This window comes from Enterobacter sp. ENT03, from assembly GCF_019218745.1.
GTDB lineage: Bacteria > Pseudomonadota > Gammaproteobacteria > Enterobacterales > Enterobacteriaceae > Enterobacter_D.
The window spans coordinates 180,660-200,419 of sequence record NZ_JAHUXA010000004.1 but is presented as its reverse complement, the minus strand read 5'-3'; the positions used below and the strand labels follow the sequence as shown (position 1 = coordinate 200,419).

Annotated in this window: 15 protein-coding genes, 1 tRNA gene and 1 pseudogene; 7 read left to right on the top strand and 10 right to left on the bottom strand. The window is 56.0% G+C overall.

From position 1 onward, the window contains the following. Positions 1 to 4 precede the first annotated feature (4 nt). Positions 5 to 1,012 carry a FecCD family ABC transporter permease gene (locus tag KW828_RS09060; protein WP_371316111.1) on the top strand — a complete coding sequence of 336 codons (1,008 nt, stop codon included), beginning with the start codon at positions 5 to 7 and terminating at the stop codon, positions 1,010 to 1,012. After that, entirely contained in the window at positions 1,009 to 1,767 is a 759-nt protein-coding gene (locus KW828_RS09055; protein WP_088221212.1) for an ABC transporter ATP-binding protein, read from the top strand. Before KW828_RS09060 ends, KW828_RS09055 begins: the two co-directional genes overlap by 4 nt. Positions 1,768 to 1,814: 47 nt before the next feature. Here KW828_RS09055 and KW828_RS09050 read toward each other — a convergent pair whose 3' ends face one another. After that, positions 1,815 to 2,456, bottom strand: a complete 642-nt coding sequence (locus KW828_RS09050; protein ID WP_218336066.1) for an HD domain-containing protein — start codon at positions 2,454 to 2,456, stop codon at positions 1,815 to 1,817. 112 nt (positions 2,457 to 2,568) lie between these two features. Here KW828_RS09050 and KW828_RS09045 point away from each other — a divergent pair, with 112 nt between their 5' ends. After that, positions 2,569 to 3,531: a GlxA family transcriptional regulator gene (locus KW828_RS09045; RefSeq protein ID WP_218336095.1), complete on the top strand. Its 963-nt coding sequence runs from the start codon at positions 2,569 to 2,571 to the stop codon at positions 3,529 to 3,531. A 62-nt stretch (positions 3,532 to 3,593) separates the two neighbouring features. On the opposite strand, the pseudogene KW828_RS09040 reads toward KW828_RS09045, so the two are convergent. After that, positions 3,594 to 3,872 (bottom strand): annotated as a pseudogene (locus KW828_RS09040) (SymE family type I addiction module toxin); the annotation flags it as partial. A 129-nt stretch (positions 3,873 to 4,001) separates the two neighbouring features. Here KW828_RS09040 and KW828_RS09035 point away from each other — a divergent pair. Further along, positions 4,002 to 4,169, top strand: coding sequence for a YlcI/YnfO family protein (locus KW828_RS09035; protein ID WP_218336065.1), 168 nt, complete (start codon positions 4,002 to 4,004; stop codon positions 4,167 to 4,169). Positions 4,170 to 4,207: 38 nt separating this feature from the next. Here the strand turns inward: KW828_RS09035 and KW828_RS09030 are convergent, their stop codons facing one another. Both KW828_RS09030 and KW828_RS09025 read right to left on the bottom strand, forming a co-directional pair. Next, positions 4,208 to 5,251: a virulence RhuM family protein gene (locus tag KW828_RS09030; RefSeq protein ID WP_218336064.1), complete on the bottom strand. Its 1,044-nt coding sequence runs from the start codon at positions 5,249 to 5,251 to the stop codon at positions 4,208 to 4,210. Between the two features lie 204 nt (positions 5,252 to 5,455). Next, positions 5,456 to 5,550 (bottom strand) — tRNA-Sec (locus KW828_RS09025). Between the two features lie 285 nt (positions 5,551 to 5,835). Here KW828_RS09025 and KW828_RS09020 point away from each other — a divergent pair. From KW828_RS09020 to KW828_RS09010, 3 genes are all read left to right on the top strand, one after another. Continuing rightward, positions 5,836 to 7,230, top strand: coding sequence for a glycoside-pentoside-hexuronide family transporter (locus KW828_RS09020; protein WP_218336063.1), 1,395 nt, complete (start codon positions 5,836 to 5,838; stop codon positions 7,228 to 7,230). Positions 7,231 to 7,242: 12 nt separating this feature from the next. Beyond that, positions 7,243 to 9,558 (top strand): alpha-xylosidase, encoded by a 2,316-nt coding sequence (gene yicI / locus KW828_RS09015; RefSeq protein ID WP_218336062.1) that lies wholly within the window; start codon positions 7,243 to 7,245, stop codon positions 9,556 to 9,558. Between the two features lie 86 nt (positions 9,559 to 9,644). Beyond that, positions 9,645 to 10,403: a MurR/RpiR family transcriptional regulator gene (locus KW828_RS09010; protein ID WP_218336061.1), complete on the top strand. Its 759-nt coding sequence runs from the start codon at positions 9,645 to 9,647 to the stop codon at positions 10,401 to 10,403. Here KW828_RS09010 and KW828_RS09005 read toward each other — a convergent pair. The 6 genes from KW828_RS09005 to trmH all read right to left on the bottom strand — a co-directional run bounded on the left by KW828_RS09005 (position 10,387) and on the right by trmH (position 19,708). Then, the gene (locus KW828_RS09005) at positions 10,387 to 11,766 is read right to left on the bottom strand and encodes a glycoside hydrolase (RefSeq protein WP_218336060.1); all 1,380 of its coding nucleotides are present in this window, start codon (positions 11,764 to 11,766) and stop codon (positions 10,387 to 10,389) included. The two genes, KW828_RS09010 and KW828_RS09005, sit on opposite strands and share 17 nt — an antisense overlap. Positions 11,767 to 11,778: 12 nt before the next feature. Continuing rightward, positions 11,779 to 13,341 (bottom strand): PTS transporter subunit EIIC, encoded by a 1,563-nt coding sequence (locus tag KW828_RS09000; RefSeq protein WP_218336059.1) that lies wholly within the window; start codon positions 13,339 to 13,341, stop codon positions 11,779 to 11,781. 199 nt (positions 13,342 to 13,540) lie between these two features. Then, a complete protein-coding gene (locus KW828_RS08995) occupies positions 13,541 to 15,268 on the bottom strand; it encodes an AsmA family protein (protein ID WP_218336058.1) in 1,728 nt (575 codons plus the stop codon). Positions 15,269 to 15,388: 120 nt separating this feature from the next. Then, the gene (locus KW828_RS08990; protein WP_218336057.1) at positions 15,389 to 16,780 is read right to left on the bottom strand and encodes an NCS2 family protein; all 1,392 of its coding nucleotides are present in this window, start codon (positions 16,778 to 16,780) and stop codon (positions 15,389 to 15,391) included. 154 nt (positions 16,781 to 16,934) lie between these two features. Then, positions 16,935 to 19,016 carry an ATP-dependent DNA helicase RecG gene (recG, locus tag KW828_RS08985; protein WP_218336056.1) on the bottom strand — a complete coding sequence of 694 codons (2,082 nt, stop codon included), beginning with the start codon at positions 19,014 to 19,016 and terminating at the stop codon, positions 16,935 to 16,937. A gap of 2 nt (positions 19,017 to 19,018) precedes the next feature. Then, positions 19,019 to 19,708 carry a tRNA (guanosine(18)-2'-O)-methyltransferase TrmH gene (trmH, locus tag KW828_RS08980; protein ID WP_218336055.1) on the bottom strand — a complete coding sequence of 230 codons (690 nt, stop codon included), beginning with the start codon at positions 19,706 to 19,708 and terminating at the stop codon, positions 19,019 to 19,021. Positions 19,709 to 19,760: the final 52 nt, after the last annotated feature.

Here is a 19,760-nt window from a genome sequence, read left to right as displayed (position 1 = left end):
AAATATGCGATCCGTGGTGTTGCTGCTGAGCGCGGTGCTGGTGCTCGGTATCACCATCGCCTTCAGCGTCGGGGTGGGCGAGCTGTCGATCCCGTTAAAAACCACGTTTTTCGCTATCACCAATAAGCTCGGTCTGACCGGCGTAACGTTAAACCGCATCCATGAGACGGTGATCTGGGATTTCCGTCTCAGCCGGGCGCTGGTTGCCGCCTGTAGCGGCGCGGGGCTGGCCATCTGCGGCGCGGTGCTGCAAAGCCTGCTGAAAAACGCGCTGGCGGAGCCGTATGTGCTGGGCGTGTCAGCCGGTGCCTCCACCGGCGCGGTGGCCGTGGTGGTACTGGGCGTGGGTGCGGGGGCGGTGTCGCTCTCCGCCGGGGCCTTTATCGGGGCCTTCGCCGCGTTCTTGTTCGTCGCACTGCTGACCAACGGCGCGCGCGGCGGCAATGAACGTACCATTCTTGCGGGTGTGGCAGCGTCGCAGCTGTTCAATGCCCTGACCGCTTACACCATCAGCACCTCTGCCAATGCGCAGCAGGCGCGCGATGTGATGTTCTGGCTGCTCGGCAGCTTCAGCGGCGTGCGCTGGCCGGAGTTTCAGCTGGTGCTGGTGGTGGTGGTGATTGGCCTTGCGGTGTGTCTGTACCATGCGAAAGCGCTGGATGCCTTTACCTTCGGGGATGACGCAGCGGCATCGCTCGGTATTCCCGTCGGTGTGATCCGTTTGATCCTCTTCTCCGTCACGGCGCTGATGACCGCCGCCATCGTCAGCATGGCCGGCTCCATCGGCTTTGTCGGCCTGGTGGTGCCCCATATGATGCGCTACTTCTTTGGCCCGCTGCACCGCAAACTGCTGGTGGCGTCGGCGCTGATGGGCGCGATCCTGATGGTGCTGGCTGATATCGCCTCCCGCACGGTGATCGCCCCGCAAAGCCTGCCGGTGGGCGTGGTGACCGCGCTGGTTGGCGTGCCGTTCTTTGCCGTTATTCTTTATCGCTCGGGGAAATTTTCATGAGTATCGGTGCCGAAAATCTGTCCTGGCGTATCGGAAAAAAAGTCATTGTTAACGATGTGTCGCTCAGCGTGCCCACAGGCCAGACCATGGGGCTGCTCGGCCCGAACGGCTCCGGGAAATCCTCCTTGCTGCGGATCCTGGCGGGGCTGCGTCGGCCCGACGCGGGCCGGGTGACGCTCGACGGCGGCGATGTGCGCGAGCTTGGCAAAAAGGCGCTGGCGAAGCGCGTGGCCTTTGTGGAGCAACACGCGGCGACGGATTCCAACATCAAGGTGATCGATGTGGTGAAGCTGGGGCGCATTCCGCACCATTCACCGCTCTCGCCGTGGACGCATGCGGATGACGAGATCGTCACCGCCGCGCTGGCGCGGGTGGAGATGCTCGACCGCCAGCAGCAGGGCTGGCAGAGTCTGTCCGGCGGCGAGCGTCAGCGGGTACACATTGCCCGCGCGCTGGCGCAGTCACCCTCGGAGATTTTGCTCGACGAGCCGACAAACCATCTGGATATTCACCATCAGATGCAGTTGATGCGGCTGATCAGCGCGCTGCCGGTCACCAGTATTGTGGCGATCCACGATCTGAATCATGCGGCGATGTTCTGCGATTCGCTGGTGGTGATGCAGAACGGCGGGATTGTGGCACGCGGCACGCCGGACGAGGTGCTGACCGAAGAGATGCTGCGCGAGGTTTTTCACGTCGAAGCCAGAGTGGAGATTTCCCGCTTCAGCGGCAAAAAGCATATTCACTTTTTGTAGGGCGGGATGCGGTGCAGCGCCAATAGCCGGGCTGCACCGCTGGCAGGTTAGCCCTTCCAGCGCGACTGACGGATCACGCTGCAAAAATTCAGCGGTGAAAACGCCGGTTCTTTATCCTGAATAACATCCGCTTTCACGTTGCCGAACGTGGTCTGCTTTTTATGCTTAATACCGTCATAAAATGCCTGAATAATCTCTTCTTTAAACGCCGCCGGACGCGGGTGCAGATCCGTCACCACGTTGATTTCCGCGTCGCTGAAGTTGTCATAGCCTATTCCCAGCACGTCCATTTCAACCCCTGCCGTCACCAGTGCGATTTCCGGTGCCATGAACTCCGGGATGCCCGGCGTGGTATGCAGCGCAATGGCGGTCCATACCTTGTCGATATCGGCAGGTTTTACGCCATAGCCTTCCAGAAACGCCCGTGCCGCATTTGCGCCATCCACTTCGAAACGCTTGTCGCAGCTGCAATGTTCATGCGTCAGGCCAATGTCATGAAACATACAGCCAACATAAAGCAATTCCTGATCGACCGTCAGCCCGCGCTGCTGACCCGCCAGCGCCGCCCAGTAGTAAACCCGGCTGGAATGGTGGAACAACAGGTCCGATTCCGTATCACGAATGAAGGTTGTCGCCTCGCGCGCCATTTTGCTGTCGGGAACGCGGATCCCGGTGATGTTCATACTCATCTTTCTCTCCTGTGGGTTGTCTTTGTCCAGAATAAGACGCATCATTCATGTCTTAAAGCGTGGTTTAAAGATGTTTAAGGACATACTGACCTTTTACGACACGGGGATCGCAATGCGTTACGAAATAGCCATTCTGGCAGTGCCAGGCGTACAGCTGCTGGATGTGTGCGGGCCGCTGGATGTGTTCGCGGAAGCCAACCGGTTGATGAAGCGCCAGGTGTACAGCCACAAGGTGATCTCGGTAGCGGCACCGGAGGTGCTGGCATCTTCTGGAGTACGGCTCGCCGCTGACCTTATGCTGGCGAACAGCACAGACTACGCGCCGCACACGTTTCTGGTGGCGGGTGCCCCTGATATCGACCGTTTTGTGCCGGATGCGACAGCAACGGCGCAGATCGCCGGTCTGTGTCAGCGCAGCCAGCGTTTTGGCTCCGTGTGCAGCGGTGCGCTGCTGTTGGCCCGCACCGGATTGCTGGAAGGCAAACGGGTGACGACACACTGGGCCTGCGCTGCTCGGCTGGCGGCGTTATATCCCGGCGTCACCGTCACTGCCGATGCCCTGTGTGTAAAAGACGATCGGGTGCGCACAGCGGCAGGCGTAACGTCGGGCCTGGATCTGGCGCTGCGGCTGGTGGAGGAGGATTTAGGCCGGGAAATCGCCCAGGACGTAGCGGCGCAGCTGGTGATGTTCTTCCGCCGCCCGGTGAATCAGACGCATTTTATTCGCGGCAACGGCGTCTCCCTCGACGGGCGCACGGCATTTCAGGAATTACAGCGCTGGACGATCACGCACATTGAGACGGTGAAAACGGTGTCGATGATGGCGTCACATCTGAACATCAGTGAGCGGCATCTGTCGCGCCTGTTTCGGCAGGAGCTGGGTATTACCCCGAAACAGTGGCTGGAACGCGAGCGCGTGGCAAAGGTCCGTCAGTTGCTGGAGCAAAAAAAGCTACCGGCAAAAACTCTGGCCGCCATGAGCGGCTTTTCCGGTGCCGACGTGATGCGCCGGGTGTTTTGCCGCGTCACAGGGATCACCCCTGCGGCGTATAGCCGGTTGATGGTGAAGGGGTGAGGTGGGGAAATATGCCGGAGCATCCGAGGATTTATCCGGCACGAAGTCACCTTAATTCGCGCTGCCAGCGTCGATTCGATCCTTTTTATCCTCTGCTGCGCCGCTTTTAACTCATCCTGAAGCCGCTGCTCCTGCTCGTTGTATGCCATCAGCACGATGCATCCATTCATCACTTTTACCGTTACCTGGTGTCCGGTATCAAACCCCGCTTCCCGTAGCCATTTCCCTTTGAGGATCAGGTTCGGCGTGCTTTTATCCCGGCCGCGCGGGCGATAGCCCACGATCGCGGAACGCTCGCTTTTTTTAATCTCTGACTCTGGGGTAGAATGCGGATCAGCCATAATCAACTCCTTGATAGTTGGTGAGGTTAGACGCTCCGGCTGTGTTGCTGCACATCGGAGCGTTGTTTAATTCCTGTGTGTATGTGGTAGGTACCACATGCGTCTAAATTAACCGAAATGGTACCTACCATGCAAGAAAAAAAGAAACCACACTTCGACCGCACCAAAAGCACGATGAAGAACATTCGTTTTGAAGATGAGCTTCTGGAACAGATTGAGAAAGCGGCGGGAAAAGGGAATTTTAGTAAGTGGGTGAAAGAAGCCTGCAAGATGCGATTGCAGAAACCTGACGCTTAATCACCCCAAAATGGCATTCCCGATGGGATCTGGGGCAATTACAGCGACTTTTTGTCCTCGTTTTTCCACTGTAGCAAAGCGGCAATATCCTTCTCACCTTCGGCTTCTTTTGTGAGGCGCTGCTGCCCGGCAAACTGTTTATATTCTGCCTGCGCTTTCTCGTCTGCCATTTTTTTACTGACGGAACCTGTGCCGTCCAGAACTTCTCGGTCATTAAATTGCAGGAACTGATCCAATTTATCCTGCCAGTCACGCAGAAATATTTCTTTGCGGCGCCTGGCCTGATCTTCAGCAAAATCCAGCCACATGTTAACTACGCGGTTAAGTTCGCTGACCTCATCCTGGGTAAGGTAGTTTTTAGCTACCGTCACATCACATTTGCGCACCTCTTCGCCTTTATAACTGGTTAATCCCATATGTGGTTTATTGGCATCAGCACGTTTGTGGATGAGTTCCGCAGCTGTGTGTCCGGTACAGGCATAATGGAGCTTGTTCTGGATGGTTTGAAAAAACTGCGTCGTTTCTTTCAGGGAGGGTTGATAGTCAGCGGCTAATGCGAAGAGCTCGCGAACCCGTAAATAAACCCGGCGTTCGCTGGCCCGAATATCGCGGATGCGCTCCAGCATCTCGTCGAAATAGTCAGGCACGGTCGAAGAATCAACTGGCGGATTTTTAAGCCGTTCATCATCCATGACGAAACCTTTAAGCAGGTACTGCTGTAGCGTCTGGGTTGCCCATTGACGGAATTGAGTGCCTCGTGCAGAGCGGACTCGATAACCAACTGCAAGGATGACAGGAAGACTGTAATGAAGTCTGTTACGACTCACCTGACGACTGCCTTCCTGCTGAACTTGTAAGTAAGACTTACAGGTTGCATTTTGTTCAAGTTCGCCTTCTTCGTAGATCCCCTTGATGTGCTGCGTAACGGCCTGCGGGGTAATCTGATAAAGGTTTGCGATAGTTGCCTGAGGGAGCCATAGCGTCTCCTGTTCAAAGCGACATTCCACGCGCACTTCGCCGTCATCACTGGCAAACATAATAAACTCGCCTGCCGGAGCCTGGCCTGAAAGTTCCTCTGTCATGCTGCCTCCTTTAACGCTGGACGAAAATTATTTGGGACCTATCAGAATGTTAAACGTTCATGACGTTACCATGAATGCCATAAACACGGTTATCAACATAGTATGTGAAAACAAACAGGAGTAAAAAAACAGAAATGAAACGTGGGGGTAGTTCGCAAAATTTGCGTTAAGCAGGAGAATATTGCAGAGGATTTACGCCACAAGTGGCGGAAGATCACAGGAGTCGAACCTGCCCGGCACCGCTGGCGGCACCAACTGGATTTGAAGTCCAGCCGCCTCACCGGAGACGACGATCTTCCTGGCCTTCATTGCTACATGGAGGCGGGGCGCATTATAGCCACTTTCCTTGCGTAACCACATACCCCGTCACACTTTTTTATCACTTCAACGTCAAACGCCCCTCTGATTTTAGTTAAAACCCTATTAAATCCATTGCTTACCCTCCCCCCCTCTTTTCAGATACCGCGATCACATAAAACAAGAATCGTAATCTGATAACCAGAAAACGGAATACCCGCTTCTGGAACGATGGTTTAAAACGTCTGCAACCGGTATCAGCACACTTCAGAGCAAAAGGATGAAAGATGAAGAGTCAGATTATTTCTGTGAAGGAGAAGATTGGTTACGGCATGGGGGACGCCGCCAGTCATATCATCTTCGATAACGTAATGATGTACATGATGTTTTTCTATACGGATATTTTCGGTATTCCCGCCGGGTTTGTCGGCACCATGTTCTTACTGGCTCGAGCGCTGGATGCGATTTCCGATCCCTGCATGGGGCTTATCGCCGACCGCACGCGCAGTCGCTGGGGTAAATTCCGCCCGTGGATGATGTTTGGCGCGCTGCCTTTCGGCATCGTCTGCGTCCTCACCTACAGCACGCCCGATCTGAGCATGAACGGCAAAATGATTTACGCTGCCGTCACCTACACGCTGCTGACCCTGCTCTACACCGTGGTGAATATCCCTTACTGCGCGCTGGGCGGCGTGATCACCAACGACCCGACGCAGCGTATCTCTCTGCAATCCTGGCGCTTCGTACTGGCGACGGCGGGCGGCATGCTCTCTACCGTGCTGATGATGCCGCTGGTGAATCTGATTGGCGGGGAAGATAAAGCGCTGGGCTATCAGGGCGGCATCGCCGTGCTGTCGGTGGTGGCGTTTTTGATGCTGACGTTCTGCTTCTTTACCACCAAAGAGCGTATCCAGGTACCGCCGAACACCACGCCGATGCGTGAAGATCTGCGCGACATCTGGAACAACGACCAGTGGCGTATCGTCGGCCTGCTGACCATCCTCAACATCCTGGCGGTCTGCGTGCGCGGCGGCGCGATGATGTACTACGTCACCTGGATCCTCGGCACGCCGGAAGTGTTCGTCGCCTTCCTCACCACTTACTGCGTCGGAAACCTGATCGGCAGCGCGCTGGCGAAGCCGCTCACCGACTGGAAATGCAAGGTCAGTATCTTCTGGTGGACTAACGCCCTGCTGACGATTTTCAGCGTGGCGATGTTCTTTGTACCGGTCAGCGCCAGCATCACCATGTTTGCCTTCATCTTTATCATCGGCGTGCTGCATCAGCTGGTGACGCCGATCCAGTGGGTGATGATGTCCGACACCGTCGATTATGGCGAATGGTGTAACGGCAAGCGCCTGACCGGGATCAGCTTCGCGGGTACGCTGTTTGTGCTGAAACTGGGGCTGGCGATTGGCGGCGCGCTCATCGGCTGGGCGCTGGCGGGTGGCGGCTATGACGCGGCGGCCAAAACGCAGAACAGCACCACCATCACCATTATTGTCGCGCTGTTCACCCTTGTTCCGGCAGCCTGTTATTTCCTCAGCGCCATCATCGCCAAACGCTACTACACCCTGAAAACGCCGTTGCTGGTGAAAATCATGGATCAGCTGGCGCAGGGTGCGCGACGCAACGAACAGACGTTTAACGAGACACCTGTTGCCAAAGAATTACCGCATTAAAAGGAACCGATAATGAAAATCAGTGATGGAAACTGGCTTATTCAGCCTGGGCTGAACCTCATTCACCCGATCCAGGTGTTCGATGTCGAACAGCAGGGCAATGAGATGGTGGTATACGCCGCGCCGCGCGATGTGCGTGAGCGTACCTGGCAGCTCGACACCCCTTTATTTACGATGCGCTTTTTCTCGCCGCAGGAAGGCGTGATCGGCGTGCGCATGGAACATTTTCAGGGCGCGCTAAACAACGGCCCGCATTATCCGCTGAATGTGCAGGACGTGCCTGTCGAGATGCAGAACACAGCGGCGTTCGCCGAACTGAAAAGCGGCGCGTTAAGCGTGCGTGTGACCAAAGGCGACGCCTGGGCGCTGGATTTTCTGCGCAACGGCGTGCGCATCACCGGCAGCCAGGTAAAAAACAACGGCTACGTGCAGGACACCGCCAGCAACCGCAATTATCTGTTTGAGCGGCTGGATCTGGGCGTCGGCGAAACCGTGTATGGCCTCGGCGAGCGCTTTACCGCGCTGGTGCGTAACGGGCAGACGGTGGAAACCTGGAACCGCGACGGCGGCACCAGCACTGAGCAGTCGTATAAAAACATTCCGTTTTACCTCACCAGTCGCGGGTATGGCGTGCTGGTGAATCATCCCCAGTGCGTATCCTTTGAAATCGGTTCGGAAAAAGTCTCCAAAGTGCAGTTCAGCGTGGAGTCTGAACATCTGGAGTATTTTGTGATCGACGGTCCGACGCCAAAAGACGTGCTGAACCGCTATACGCAACTGACCGGTCGCCCGGCGCTGCCGCCAGCGTGGTCGTTTGGCCTGTGGCTGACCACGTCGTTCACCACCAATTACGACGAAGCCACGGTGAACAGCTTTATCGACGGCATGGCGGAGCGCGATCTGCCGCTGCACGTGTTCCATTTTGACTGCTTCTGGATGAAAGCCTTCCAGTGGTGCGATTTCCAGTGGGATCCGCTGACCTTCCCGGATCCGGAGGGCATGATCAAACGCCTGAAGGCGAAAGGGCTGAAAATCTGCGTCTGGATCAACCCGTACATCGGCCAGAAATCGCCGATATTCAGGGAGCTGAAAGAGAAGGGCTATCTGCTGAAACGCCCGGACGGCTCCCTGTGGCAGTGGGATAAATGGCAGCCGGGGCTGGCTATCTATGATTTTACAAATCCGGAAGCCTGCCAGTGGTACGCGGAGCAGTTGAAAGGGCTGGTGGACATCGGTGTGGACTGCTTCAAGACTGATTTCGGCGAGCGCATCCCGACGGACGTGGCCTGGCATGACGGCTCCTGCCCGCAGAAAATGCATAACCATTACGCCTATATTTACAACGAGCTGGTGTGGAAGGTGCTGAAAGAGACGGTGGGCGAAGAAGAGGCGGTACTGTTTGCCCGTTCAGCGTCGGTAGGGGCGCAGAAATTCCCGGTGCACTGGGGCGGCGACTGCTACGCCAACTACGAATCCATGGCGGAAAGTCTGCGCGGCGGGCTGTCGATTGGTCTGTCCGGCTTTGGTTTCTGGAGCCACGATATTGGCGGCTTCGAAAACACCGCTCCGGCGCACGTCTATAAACGCTGGTGCGCGTTCGGGCTGCTCTCCAGCCACAGCCGCCTGCATGGCAGCAAATCCTATCGCGTCCCCTGGGCGTACGATGAGGAGTCCTGCGACGTGGTGCGCCACTTCACGCAGCTAAAATGCCGCCTGATGCCGTATCTGTACCGCCAGGCGGCGCTGGCCCGTGATGCGGGCACGCCGATGATGCGCGCCATGATGCTGGAATTCCCGGACGATCCGGCGTGTGAATACCTCGACCGCCAGTATATGCTCGGCGATGCGGTACTGGTCGCGCCGGTCTTCTCGGAGGCGGGTGACGTGCAGTTTTATCTGCCGGAAGGCCGCTGGACGCACCTCTGGCGCAACGATGAGATCACCGGCAGCCGCTGGCACAAACAGCAGCATGATTTCCTGAGCCTGCCGGTCTACGTGCGGGATAACACCCTGCTGGCGCTGGGCAATAACGATCAGAAGCCGGACTATGCGTGGAACCACGGCACAGCTTTCCAGCTGTTCAACCTCGCTGACGGCCGCGAAGCCCGCTGCGAAGTCCCGGCGGACGATGGCTCGGTGGCCTTCACGCTACAGGCGCGGCGGGAAGGAAATACCCTTACGGTCACCGGCACCGGTGACGCCCGCAACTGGACGTTATGCCTGCGCAATATACCGCAGGTGCACGCTGTGCAGGGCGGTTCGCAGGCAGGCAGTGAGTGGGGAGCAACCATCACGGCGCAGGATAATGCGCTGACTATCACTCTTTAATTTGCCTGATGGCGTTACGCTTACCGGCCTGCAATTCAGTGCAGGTCGGATAAGCGTAACTTTCAAGGCGGGTCAGGGAGCAGAGCATGGAGCTGGAGAATATATTTCGTGACGTTAAACTGAATAAGACAGAGATCGCTGTTTTACGCTTTATTCAAAACAACCCTGAGCAGACTATTCGCGAGGGGATCAGAGCCGTAGCGGAGCGCTGTTACAGTAATCCTTCCTCGCTGGTCCGGCTGGCAAAAAAACTCAAATTTAGCGGCTGGCTGGAACTGGTTTATTTCATCAAATTTAATATCACGCTGCCAAAACGTGACGTCACGAATGACGTGAATTTTATGACGATCCAGCCCGCGGATAATCTCAGTCCCCTGTTAAGACGCCTGGAACAGGATCGCATTCTTATTCATGGCAGCGGTTTCTCTCAGCTTGTCGCCCAGTATATTTATAATAAATTTCTGGTGACGGGGGTGAATGCCAGCCTCGCGCTGTGGCCGGATTATGAAATACTGGAGCAAAAAACCGCCGCAAAATTTGATGCTATCTGGCTGGTTTCTAAATCGGGGCGCAGCAGCTCAGCGCTCAACTGGGTAAAGGCGCTGGAAGGAAAAAATACCGATCTGGTTTGTTTTACCGGCGATTATCAAAGTCCACTGGCGCAGGCCGCCGATACGGCGGTGATTATCCACGATCCGCAAAAATTTGATGATGATATTTACTGGAGCAATCCGTTTTTTGGATATTGCATTCTGGGTTTTGAACATCTGCTAAAGCTGTGGTTTATGCAAGCGTCAGCCGGGGCATCCGTGGACGCCCCGACGACGATTATTGCCAGTCGCTGAAATGCGCGTCATCCAGATAGGCATTCACGAGTTTTTCAGCCAGTGACCAGGAGCCAATAAGCGGATGCGCCATTAATGCCCTTACCGCCAGGGATTTATCTTTTTGCATAATGGCAGCAACCGCCAGCCGCTCGTACTCCTTAACGCAGGAAATCATATTTTTCTGGGCGTCAGGAACATGAAGGGGGGTGACGGGGTGCAGTCCCGTTTTACTCAGGTCGCAGCTGATTTCAATCACATCATCCGCACGTAAAAAATCCAGCGTACCGTTATTTTGCAGCGATACGACAATACGCTTCGTGGTGTTGCTGTTAACGGCCTCCAGAATGTCCAGCGCCACGCCTGCGTAACCGCCCGTGTCAGGCGCTTCAATAAACTGCTGCAAGGTGAGCGGGGCGCGGGCGTTGAATTTTTCCTGCTGCGATTCATTTTGCATATAGCTGTTTTCACGACGCAGGTAATGTTCCATCCAGATCGTGAATGCCGCTTCAGGGTTTTCTTTGACATTAACAGGCTCAAGCGCCGCCCGCATGTCTTGATTAATGCGCGCAATCATTTCCCCCCGCGTTTCCGGTGAATCCTGAATCGCTTTCAGGGCCACTTCGCGATAGTAGTAGTAATAGAGATATTCATTCAGTAACTGCTTGCCGCAAAGCTGAACCAGGGCAGGTGAAAAATACTGCATGGCCGTTTTACGGTACAACTCAGGGTTGCTGACCAGCTTGTCGGTAACATCCTCCCCTTGCACCGTAAAATGGGTAAACCAGGAGAAATGATTCAGCCCATAACACTCGACCTGTAAATCTGCCTCATTGCAGTTGAGGATCGCCGGAAGCTCACGAATGAGTTCTGAGGGCGCATCGCAGATGCCATAAACCCGGCGTTTAAACCCGGACTTGATAATTGCCTCGGTTACCAGACCCGACGGGTTGGTGAAGTTAAACAGTATTACGTCCGGTGCGGCATGTTCTTCTATAAGGCGGCAATATTGCAAAATAGCAGGGATAGACCGCATCGCCATCGCAAAGCCACCTGCGCCGGTGGTTTCCTGGCCTAACGTATTATGATTAAGCGCGATGCGTTCATCGCGCACACGGCTCTCATCGCCGCCAACGCGCAGAGTGGTGATCACATAGTGGCTATTTTTTAATGCCGAAACGGCATCGGTCGTCAGGCGGAAATCAATATCCGGGCGAATCGCCGTAAAAATATAACGGGCGATCTCACCAAAAATGTTCAGGTTTTCTTCTGACGTATCAACAAATACAACTTCCTTTAAGTTTATTCGATGCGCATTATAGGCCAGTGACTTTGCGAGGAATGCGGAGCGTACACCGCCCCCGCCTAATACGGTTAATTTCATAACATCTCCTGATTAATTATTTGCCAGCCAGTTATCGACCCGGGAACGAACCTGCCCAACATTTACACCATAAATAACCTGAACTTCATTGCGATTACGCACCACGCCGTTTGCACCGGTACTTTTTAATAAGGCTTCATCAATCTTATCAGGGTGATGAAGCGCCACCCGTAAACGTGTAAAGCAGTTATCCACAGAAATAATATTTTCTTTGCCGCCTAACCCGGTAATAATATCGGTGGCTACCGTCTGGTCTGTCGCCGCTTTTTTATTACGGTAATCCTCTTTACTGTAGAGCTTTACATCCTGCTCATCTTCACGTCCCGGCGTTTTTAAATGAAGTCTGACGACCAGCGTTCGGAAAATTACATAGTAGGCGGCGAACTGCCCAATGCCGATCAGAATGTAGACAGGCCAGCGCGTCAGCGAAACAGGCAGCGGTAGGTTATAAATTAAAAACTCAATCAACCCTGCTGCGCCCCAAGGGCGCACGGTGAGCAGATCGCATATCGCCTGCGACGTGGCGGTTAAGGTGGCATGAATCAGCCACAGCAAAGGTGAAATGAACAGAAAGGTAAATTCAATCGGCTCTGTGATCCCGGTGAGAATAGACGTAATAATCGCCGGCAACAGAATGGCTTTCGCCATCACTTTCTTCGCTGGTGTCGCGGTGTGGTAGAACGCCAGTGCCGCGCCAGTAAGACCAAACATTGTCGTCATGCCTTGCTGTGCGAAGCGCAGTGCGTCATTCATCACCGGCGTGAGGTCCGGGTGCCGCATATAGGCCAGAAAAATGGCCTGTGTACCGGAGACCGTTTGCCCGTCGATGCTCAGCGTTCCGCCAATCTGCGTTAACTGAAACGGCGACCAGACAAAATGATGCAGGCCGGTAGGAATGAGGAATTTTTCAAAGAAACCATAGACAAAGACACCCGCGACGCCCGCATTTTTCATGAAGCCCGTTAAGGCGGTGATGCCGTGCGTCATAATGGGCCAGAACCAGGTAAAAATGATGGCATAAAAGATAATCACTGGCGTCATGGCAATTAACGTTAATTTAGCCCCGCCATACATCGAGAGCGCGCCGGGAAGCTCAGCATCAGAGACGTTATTGTGTACCCAGGCAAGCGTGCAACCGAGAATAATGCCTAAAAAAATGCCCATATCGACAACCACAAAACCTAATATCTGTGTTTGCCCGGTACCGTAATATTCGCCATTTACTTTTTCTGCGATCTGGTGAGTATATTCCAGCCAGGAGTGGTTAGCCCCAAGAAACATAATAAAACACATTACGGCAACCAGCGCGGCTTCGGTTTTTTTATCTTTTGCCAGCCCATAACTTATGCCGGTGCAAAAAAGTAATCCCAGATTGCCAAATAATGGCCAGAATGTATCGCCAAGTAACTTACCGATCGGGTGTAAAAAGCTGCTTTCAGGAATTAATGTGGGGTTGGTCAATACCGAACTTAATGCCAGGGTTAATCCAATGACCGGTAAAAATAAAACTGTCCCGATCATGGCTCTGGAGAATTTTTGCATATCCGCCAGAATACGTTGACGTATTACAGACATGGCTATTCCTTATCATTTATATGAAGGGTACTTTTAATTTTTTAAGGGTTTTCCAGCGAAATGATAATAACAAGCCAGGCAGGGGATAAAAACCTGTTGCGGGAAATAGGTACAAATAGCCGATAAATGAATACCTGTTCTATCCGCTACGAATAATGTCGTATCCGGATGGCAGGCTTCCGGATACGACAGCAGAAGATTACGGCATAACAGGGGCAGTCGCCGCGGACCCGCTTGATGGGACAGCATCCCCCGTCACGACACCTGCGCGCAGGATCTGCGTAACCTGCTGTTTATCGGCATTCACGGCGTGAAGTTGCCCGTTCACAGTGGGCTTTAATGGGGCGTCAGCCCGGACACTCCCGCTGGCGGTCAGCTGAAAATTGCCGTCGCCAGAGAGCGGCAGCGCGGGCCATCCCCACTGTTGCAGAACGTTCACCGGCACGCCGCGCCCGTTGAGGCTGACTTTGACCTGACGATCCGCCAGCTGTGACACCACGGCGGTGGCTTCCAGTAATCCCTGCCCGGTAAAGGCGCTCAGTTCGCTGATGTTCACCGCATTGTTATTCGCGCTTAGCGCCAGCGATGGACGACGCACATCGACGCGGTTAAAGGTGGCCGCCGCGCCGTTCAGTTTGGCGCTGCCGCCCCAGACGCCCCATTTGCCGTCGCGCGCCAGTTGCAGGTAAGCACCATAGCCATCGAGCGCGGTGATCTGCCACGGGAAGGCGGGATCGATGTCGATCACCAGATTGCGGCTGGCGCTGAATTTTTTCAGCATTACGGCATTGAGCCAGCCGGGAAGGGGATCCATCCACACCTGTTTCCAGTTGGCGGGCAGGGTATATTCCAGACCGGCAACCGCCACGTCATCCAGCACCAGCGCTTTGCCGTCGCGCAACCAGTTGCCGGCGGTGCGCACCATGCCGCCTTCCCAGCGCGAGGTGAACTGCCGCAGCGCCACGCCCTGCGGCGAAAGCTCAGCGTTGAGAATAGGATCAAACAGGTGCAGCGAGCCGTAGATAAATTCGCTGGCGTTCATCGACAGCCTGCCGTCGTCGCTCTGCCAGTCGCCCTGGCTCAGCGTCAGGTTACGCACGCTCAGATCCAGATCGGTCACCGCCCAGTCCGGACCCTGCAGGCGCGCGTCGGTGACTTCCAGTCTGCCGATCTGTAACGACGGCAGCGTGGTGAGCGGCGTGAAGAAATCACTCAGGGATTTATCGCTTTGCAGACGGATGTCATTGAGGCGCAGGCTGTCGACGATCCAGCCGCCATCAGCCGTGCGGCGGGCGGTGCCGGTGAGCGAGCCGCGGGACATGTCTGCGCCAATAGTGCTCAGCGTCACTTCATTGTTATCGATACTGCCCTGAATGAGGACGTTGCTGATGGGGACGCCATTGAGCGTCATCGACCCTGCGCTCACCTGGATCTGCGCCTGGCTGCCGAGCACATTACCCGCTTTTGGCTGCCAGGGGCTGATGCCGCCGGTCACGCGCTGGGCGCTGAGATCCCAGCCGGTCGCGGGGCTGTTGAAGGCCATATTGTTCAGTTGCAGGCGATCCGCCTGGAAAGGCAGCGGGGCGGTCGTGGGGGATAAATTCAGCGTCCCGTCTGCCAGTGAAATTGTGTCGGCATGCAGCGGATCGGTAAACTGACGGCTGCTGAAGCCAATATCCACCGCTTTCGCATCGAGGGTGGCGGGCTGGCCCTTACGGCCGAAGGTGACGTTTTTTAACAGCACATGGGAAGGCGAAGAAAAACGGTGATCCACCGCCTCAACGGTGAGCTGATAGTCGCTGTTATCCGTGACCCAGTAGCCCACCTGTGCCGCACCCCAGCGCGTCTGGATCAGAAAATAGCCAGCCAGAATCAACACCAGCAGCGCGATCAGCAGAAAAATCAGTAGGTTTCCAATGCGTTTCATCGTCTTCCCTTCCTCAATGCAGACAGGGAATTTATGCACGATTTATGCGCAATGCTCAAGGAGGGAATGGTGAAAGCGTGTTACGGCAACAGCAGGCGAGGCCCGCTGTTGCCGTAAAAATCAGTTTTTTTCCGGCGGGAAAACCAGGTTCAGCACGATAGCGGTGATGCCGCCCGCAGCGATCCCGGAAGAAAGCAGGTTCTTCAGCCAGTCCGGCGCAAATTGCAGGATCAGCGGCTGCTGGGAGACGCCCAGGCCGACCGCCAGCGACAGCGCGATAATCATGATCGCGCGGCGGTTCAGCGGCTCGCGGGACACGATACGCACCCCGGATGCGGCTATGGTACCAAACATCACCAGCGTCGCGCCGCCCAGCACCGGTTCAGGGATGTGCTGCACGAAGCCACTCACCGCCGGGAACAGGCCGAGCACGATCAGCATCAGCGCCACCACAAAACCGACATAACGGCTGGCTACGCCGGTCAGCTGGATCACGCCGTTGTTCTGACCAAAACAGGAGTTCGGGAAGGTGTTGAACACCGCCGACACAAACGAATTGAGGCCGTTCGCCAGCACGCCGCCTTTCAGGCGCTTCATGTACAACGGCCCGGATACTGGCTGTTCAGAGACGTCAGAGGTGGCGGTAATATCGCCGATGGTTTCCAGCGAAGTGATCATAAAGACCAGCATCAGCGGCAGCAGCAGACTCCAGTCGATGCCTAATCCGTAATAGAGCGGGGTGGGGATCATGATCAGGTCACTGCTGGTCGGTGCCGTGTTTTCCGGCAGCATACCCAGCGCCCAGGCGAGGATGTAACCCACTGCCATGGCGATCACCAGCGAAGCCACGCGCAGGTACGGGTTGCGCTGACGGTTAAGCAGAATGATCACTGCCAGCACCGCGCCCGCCAGCAACAGGTTTTTCGGGGCGCCGAAGGTGTGATCGGCCATGGCACTGTAGCCACCGCCGATAGAGGTCAGACCGACCTGGATCAGCGACAGACCGATAATCATCACTACTACGCCAGATACCAGCGGCGTAATAATGCGCCGCGCCAGGTGCAGCACGCGGGAAAGGACCATCTCGGTACAGCTCGCCAGCATCAGGGTGCCAAACAGCGCCGCCATCATGGTCGGCACATCTGCGCCGCCGGTTTTCAGCGCCGTGCCGCCCATGATCAGCGGTGCCACAAAGTTAAAGCTGGTGCCCTGAATGGATAACAGCCCGGAGCCAACCGGCCCCCACGCTTTGATCTGAATAATAGACGCCACACCGGAGGCGAACAGCGACATGCTGATGATGTGCTGCGTGTCCTGCGCCGGTAAGCCGAGCGCCTGACAAATCAGCATCGCCGGCGTGATGACCGCAACGAACATCGCCAGCAGATGCTGACAGGCGGCAAAAAGCGTTTGTGCCAGCGGCGGGCGATCTTCCAGACGGTAGATCAGCTCACTATTGTGCATTGGCGCAACCGGTTGCGCATTTTCAGACTCGACGGTGTTAACGGACATCTCTGGCGATCCCATGATGGAAAAGCGGGGATTTTATCGGACTGCCTGGTAAAAGCAAACGTTTGCCAACAAAAAAACTCATAATTAAAAGGGATAAAAAGCGGGCGGGATATAGCGATATGCGCAGGTCAGCGGGAATGACTAAAAATTTGCGTCAGGCGTTGGAATAGCGTTCGGTTTCCGGCATCCAGCGTTCGATCAGCGCCAGCGCCTGCTCCGGGTAACGTTCATGAATGTGCCGGGCGAGACGCTGCACATCGGGGATCATCGCCTGGTCGCGCAGCAGATCGGCGACTTTAAATTCGGCGTTACCGGTCTGACGGGTGCCAAGCAGTTCGCCAGGGCCGCGAATTTCGAGATCTTTTTGCGCAATCACAAAGCCGTCGTTGCTGTCGCGCAGCACCTGCAAGCGTTTCTGAGCGGTTTTCGACAGCGGAGATTTGTACAGCAGCACGCAGTGGGATGCCACAGCGCCACGACCGACGCGGCCCCGCAGCTGGTGGAGTTGCGCAAGGCCTAAACGTTCCGGGTTTTCGATGATCATCAGGCTGGCATTCGGCACGTCTACGCCGACCTCGATGACGGTGGTGGCGATCAGCAGATGCAGCTCGCCCAGCTTAAACGCCTGCATCACCGCCTGTTTCTCGGCGGGCTTCATGCGGCCATGCACCAGACCGACGTTGAGTTCCGGCAGCGCCAGCTTGAGCTCTTCCCAGGTGGCTTCCGCCGCCTGGGCTTCCAGCAAATCGGATTCTTCGATCAGCGTACAGACCCAGTAAGCCTGGCGGCCTTCGCTGATGCACGCCTGGCGCACGCGATCGATAATATCGCTGCGGCGCGTGTCGGGAATGGCGACTGTAGTAACTGGCGTACGGCCCGGCGGCATTTCATCGATCACAGAGGTATCGAGATCGGCATACGCCGTCATCGCCAGCGTACGCGGGATAGGGGTTGCGGTCATGATCAACTGATGGGGATGAAAGCCCTGTTGCTGGCCTTTTTCCCACAGCGCCAGCCTCTGATGAACGCCAAAGCGATGCTGTTCGTCGATGATCACCAGCGCCAGGCCATTAAACTGCACCTGCTCCTGGAAAATGGCGTGGGTGCCGACAATCATCTGTACCTGACCGCTGGCAATGGCATCCTGTTGCGCCACGCGCGCTTTGCCTTTCTGCTTACCCGCCAGCCAGCCGACTTCAATACCCAGCGGTTCAAACCAGGCGCGGAAGTTACTGGCGTGCTGTTCAGCGAGCAGTTCGGTGGGGGCCATCATCGCCACCTGTTTACCATTGGCGATGGCACGCAGTGCGGCAAGGGCCGCCACCAGTGTTTTACCGGAGCCAACGTCGCCCTGCACCAGACGCATCATCGGGATGTCGAGCGCCATGTCATGTTCGATTTCGGCCACCACCCGCGCCTGCGCGCCGGTCGGCTTAAACGGCAGCGCCGCGAGAAGTTGATTTTTCAGCTGATCCTGCGCGGCAAGCTGCTGGGCGTGGAAACGCTGCGCGCCTGCGCGTAAGGCCAGCATACTGAGATTATGTGCCAGCAGCTCTTCGAGGATCAGACGGCGCTGGGCGGGATGCTGACCGCTTTCCAGATCGGCAAGCTGTAAGGTCGGCGGCGGGCGATGCAGTGTGCGCAGCGCTTCCGGCAGGCTCATCATGCCCTGGGCTAATTCAGCGGGCAGCAGTTCTGTGATGGCGCAGGTATCCAGCAACTCAAGCGCCTGATCTGTCAGCTTGCGCAGCGTCGCCTGTTTAATGCCTTCGGTTGTTGGATAAACGGGGGTCAGGGTGTCTGCCAGCGCCGGGCTACTGAGGTCGCCCTGCACACGGTATTCCGGGTGGATCATCTCCGCGCCATATTTACCGCGCTTCGCTTCACCGTAAGCCAGCACGCGTTTTCCCGTCGCCAGACTGTTTTTCATCGCCGCGCTGAAGTTAAAGAAGCGCAGGGTGAGAATGCCGCTGCCGTCGCTGATCTGACAGGTCATCATACGACGCCCGCCAAAGGTGACGTTACAGTTCAGCACTTCGCCTTCCACCGTGGCATAAATGCCCGGCAGCAGATCGGCGATGGTATAAAGCTGGGTACGATCTTCGTAGCGTAAAGGCAGATGCAGGAGCAGATCCTGCACGTTGACGAGGCCGATTTTGGCGAGCTTGCTGCTCTGCGCTGCGCCCACGCCGGTCAGCGAGCTTAGCGGAATGGCGTCAAGCAGGCGGCCTTTCATGATTATTTCGCTGACTGCATAGTGGCCCACCACGCGTCATCGGCTTCGATTTCGCCCTGCGTGTTGACGTGGGGATACGGCAGACCTTTGCGTTTTGCCACGCGAGCCAGCACCGGATAGCCGCCTTCAAACAGCAAACGCTGTTGATCATCTTCCGGCAGCATGCTGTTGTGCCGCGCATACAGACCGGCGTTCTGCCGCTGACGCTGGGCTTCATACAGAATGAGGGCAGAGGCGACGGAGACGTTAAGCGACTGCACCATGCCGATCATGGGGATGATGATGTCCTGATCCGCCAGATCCAGCGCTTCCTGCGTGATGCCGGTTTTCTCCTGACCCATCATAATACAGGTCGGGCGGGTGTAATCGATCTCGCGAAAATCGACGGCTTTATCAGACAGATGTGCCGCCAGAACCTGCATGCCCTGGCCTTTAAGATGGGAAACGGCGTCGCTGATGGTGCTATGGGTTTTAACCTGCACCCAGCTGTTGCTACCCGCCGCAGAAGAGGCCATGGTGCGGATACGGCTACCCGGCCAGACGGCGTGCACTTCATGCACGCCAACGGCGTCTGCGGTGCGGATAATAGCAGAGACGTTATGAGGCTTATGGACCTGCTCCATGCAGACCGTCAGATCCGGCTGACGCCTGGCGAGCATTTCACAGATTCGCGCATAACGCTGTGCATTCATAAACACTTCATCCTTCAAATTGCCTCTGCGTTGGCGGCACTCACTCCCCCCA

Excerpts from the sequence above, each read along its gene's own strand:
- KW828_RS09055 (WP_088221212.1), top strand. The coding sequence starts at position 1,009 with ATGAGTATCGGTGCCGAAAATCTGTCCTGGCGTATCGGAAAAAAAGTC.
- KW828_RS09035 (WP_218336065.1), top strand. The coding sequence starts at position 4,002 with ATGCAAGAAAAAAAGAAACCACACTTCGACCGCACCAAAAGCACGATG.
- KW828_RS09060 (WP_371316111.1), top strand. The coding sequence starts at position 5 with ATGCGATCCGTGGTGTTGCTGCTGAGCGCGGTGCTGGTGCTCGGTATC.
- KW828_RS09010 (WP_218336061.1), top strand. The coding sequence starts at position 9,645 with ATGGAGCTGGAGAATATATTTCGTGACGTTAAACTGAATAAGACAGAG.
- KW828_RS08990 (WP_218336057.1), bottom strand. The coding sequence starts at position 16,780 with ATGTCCGTTAACACCGTCGAGTCTGAAAATGCGCAACCGGTTGCGCCA.
- KW828_RS09030 (WP_218336064.1), bottom strand. The coding sequence starts at position 5,251 with ATGACAGAGGAACTTTCAGGCCAGGCTCCGGCAGGCGAGTTTATTATG.
- trmH (WP_218336055.1), bottom strand. The coding sequence starts at position 19,708 with ATGAATGCACAGCGTTATGCGCGAATCTGTGAAATGCTCGCCAGGCGT.
- recG (WP_218336056.1), bottom strand. The coding sequence starts at position 19,016 with ATGAAAGGCCGCCTGCTTGACGCCATTCCGCTAAGCTCGCTGACCGGC.
- KW828_RS09020 (WP_218336063.1), top strand. The coding sequence starts at position 5,836 with ATGAAGAGTCAGATTATTTCTGTGAAGGAGAAGATTGGTTACGGCATG.
- KW828_RS09050 (WP_218336066.1), bottom strand. The coding sequence starts at position 2,456 with ATGAGTATGAACATCACCGGGATCCGCGTTCCCGACAGCAAAATGGCG.
- yicI (WP_218336062.1), top strand. The coding sequence starts at position 7,243 with ATGAAAATCAGTGATGGAAACTGGCTTATTCAGCCTGGGCTGAACCTC.
- KW828_RS08995 (WP_218336058.1), bottom strand. The coding sequence starts at position 15,268 with ATGAAACGCATTGGAAACCTACTGATTTTTCTGCTGATCGCGCTGCTG.
- KW828_RS09045 (WP_218336095.1), top strand. The coding sequence starts at position 2,569 with ATGCGTTACGAAATAGCCATTCTGGCAGTGCCAGGCGTACAGCTGCTG.
- KW828_RS09005 (WP_218336060.1), bottom strand. The coding sequence starts at position 11,766 with ATGAAATTAACCGTATTAGGCGGGGGCGGTGTACGCTCCGCATTCCTC.
- KW828_RS09000 (WP_218336059.1), bottom strand. The coding sequence starts at position 13,341 with ATGTCTGTAATACGTCAACGTATTCTGGCGGATATGCAAAAATTCTCC.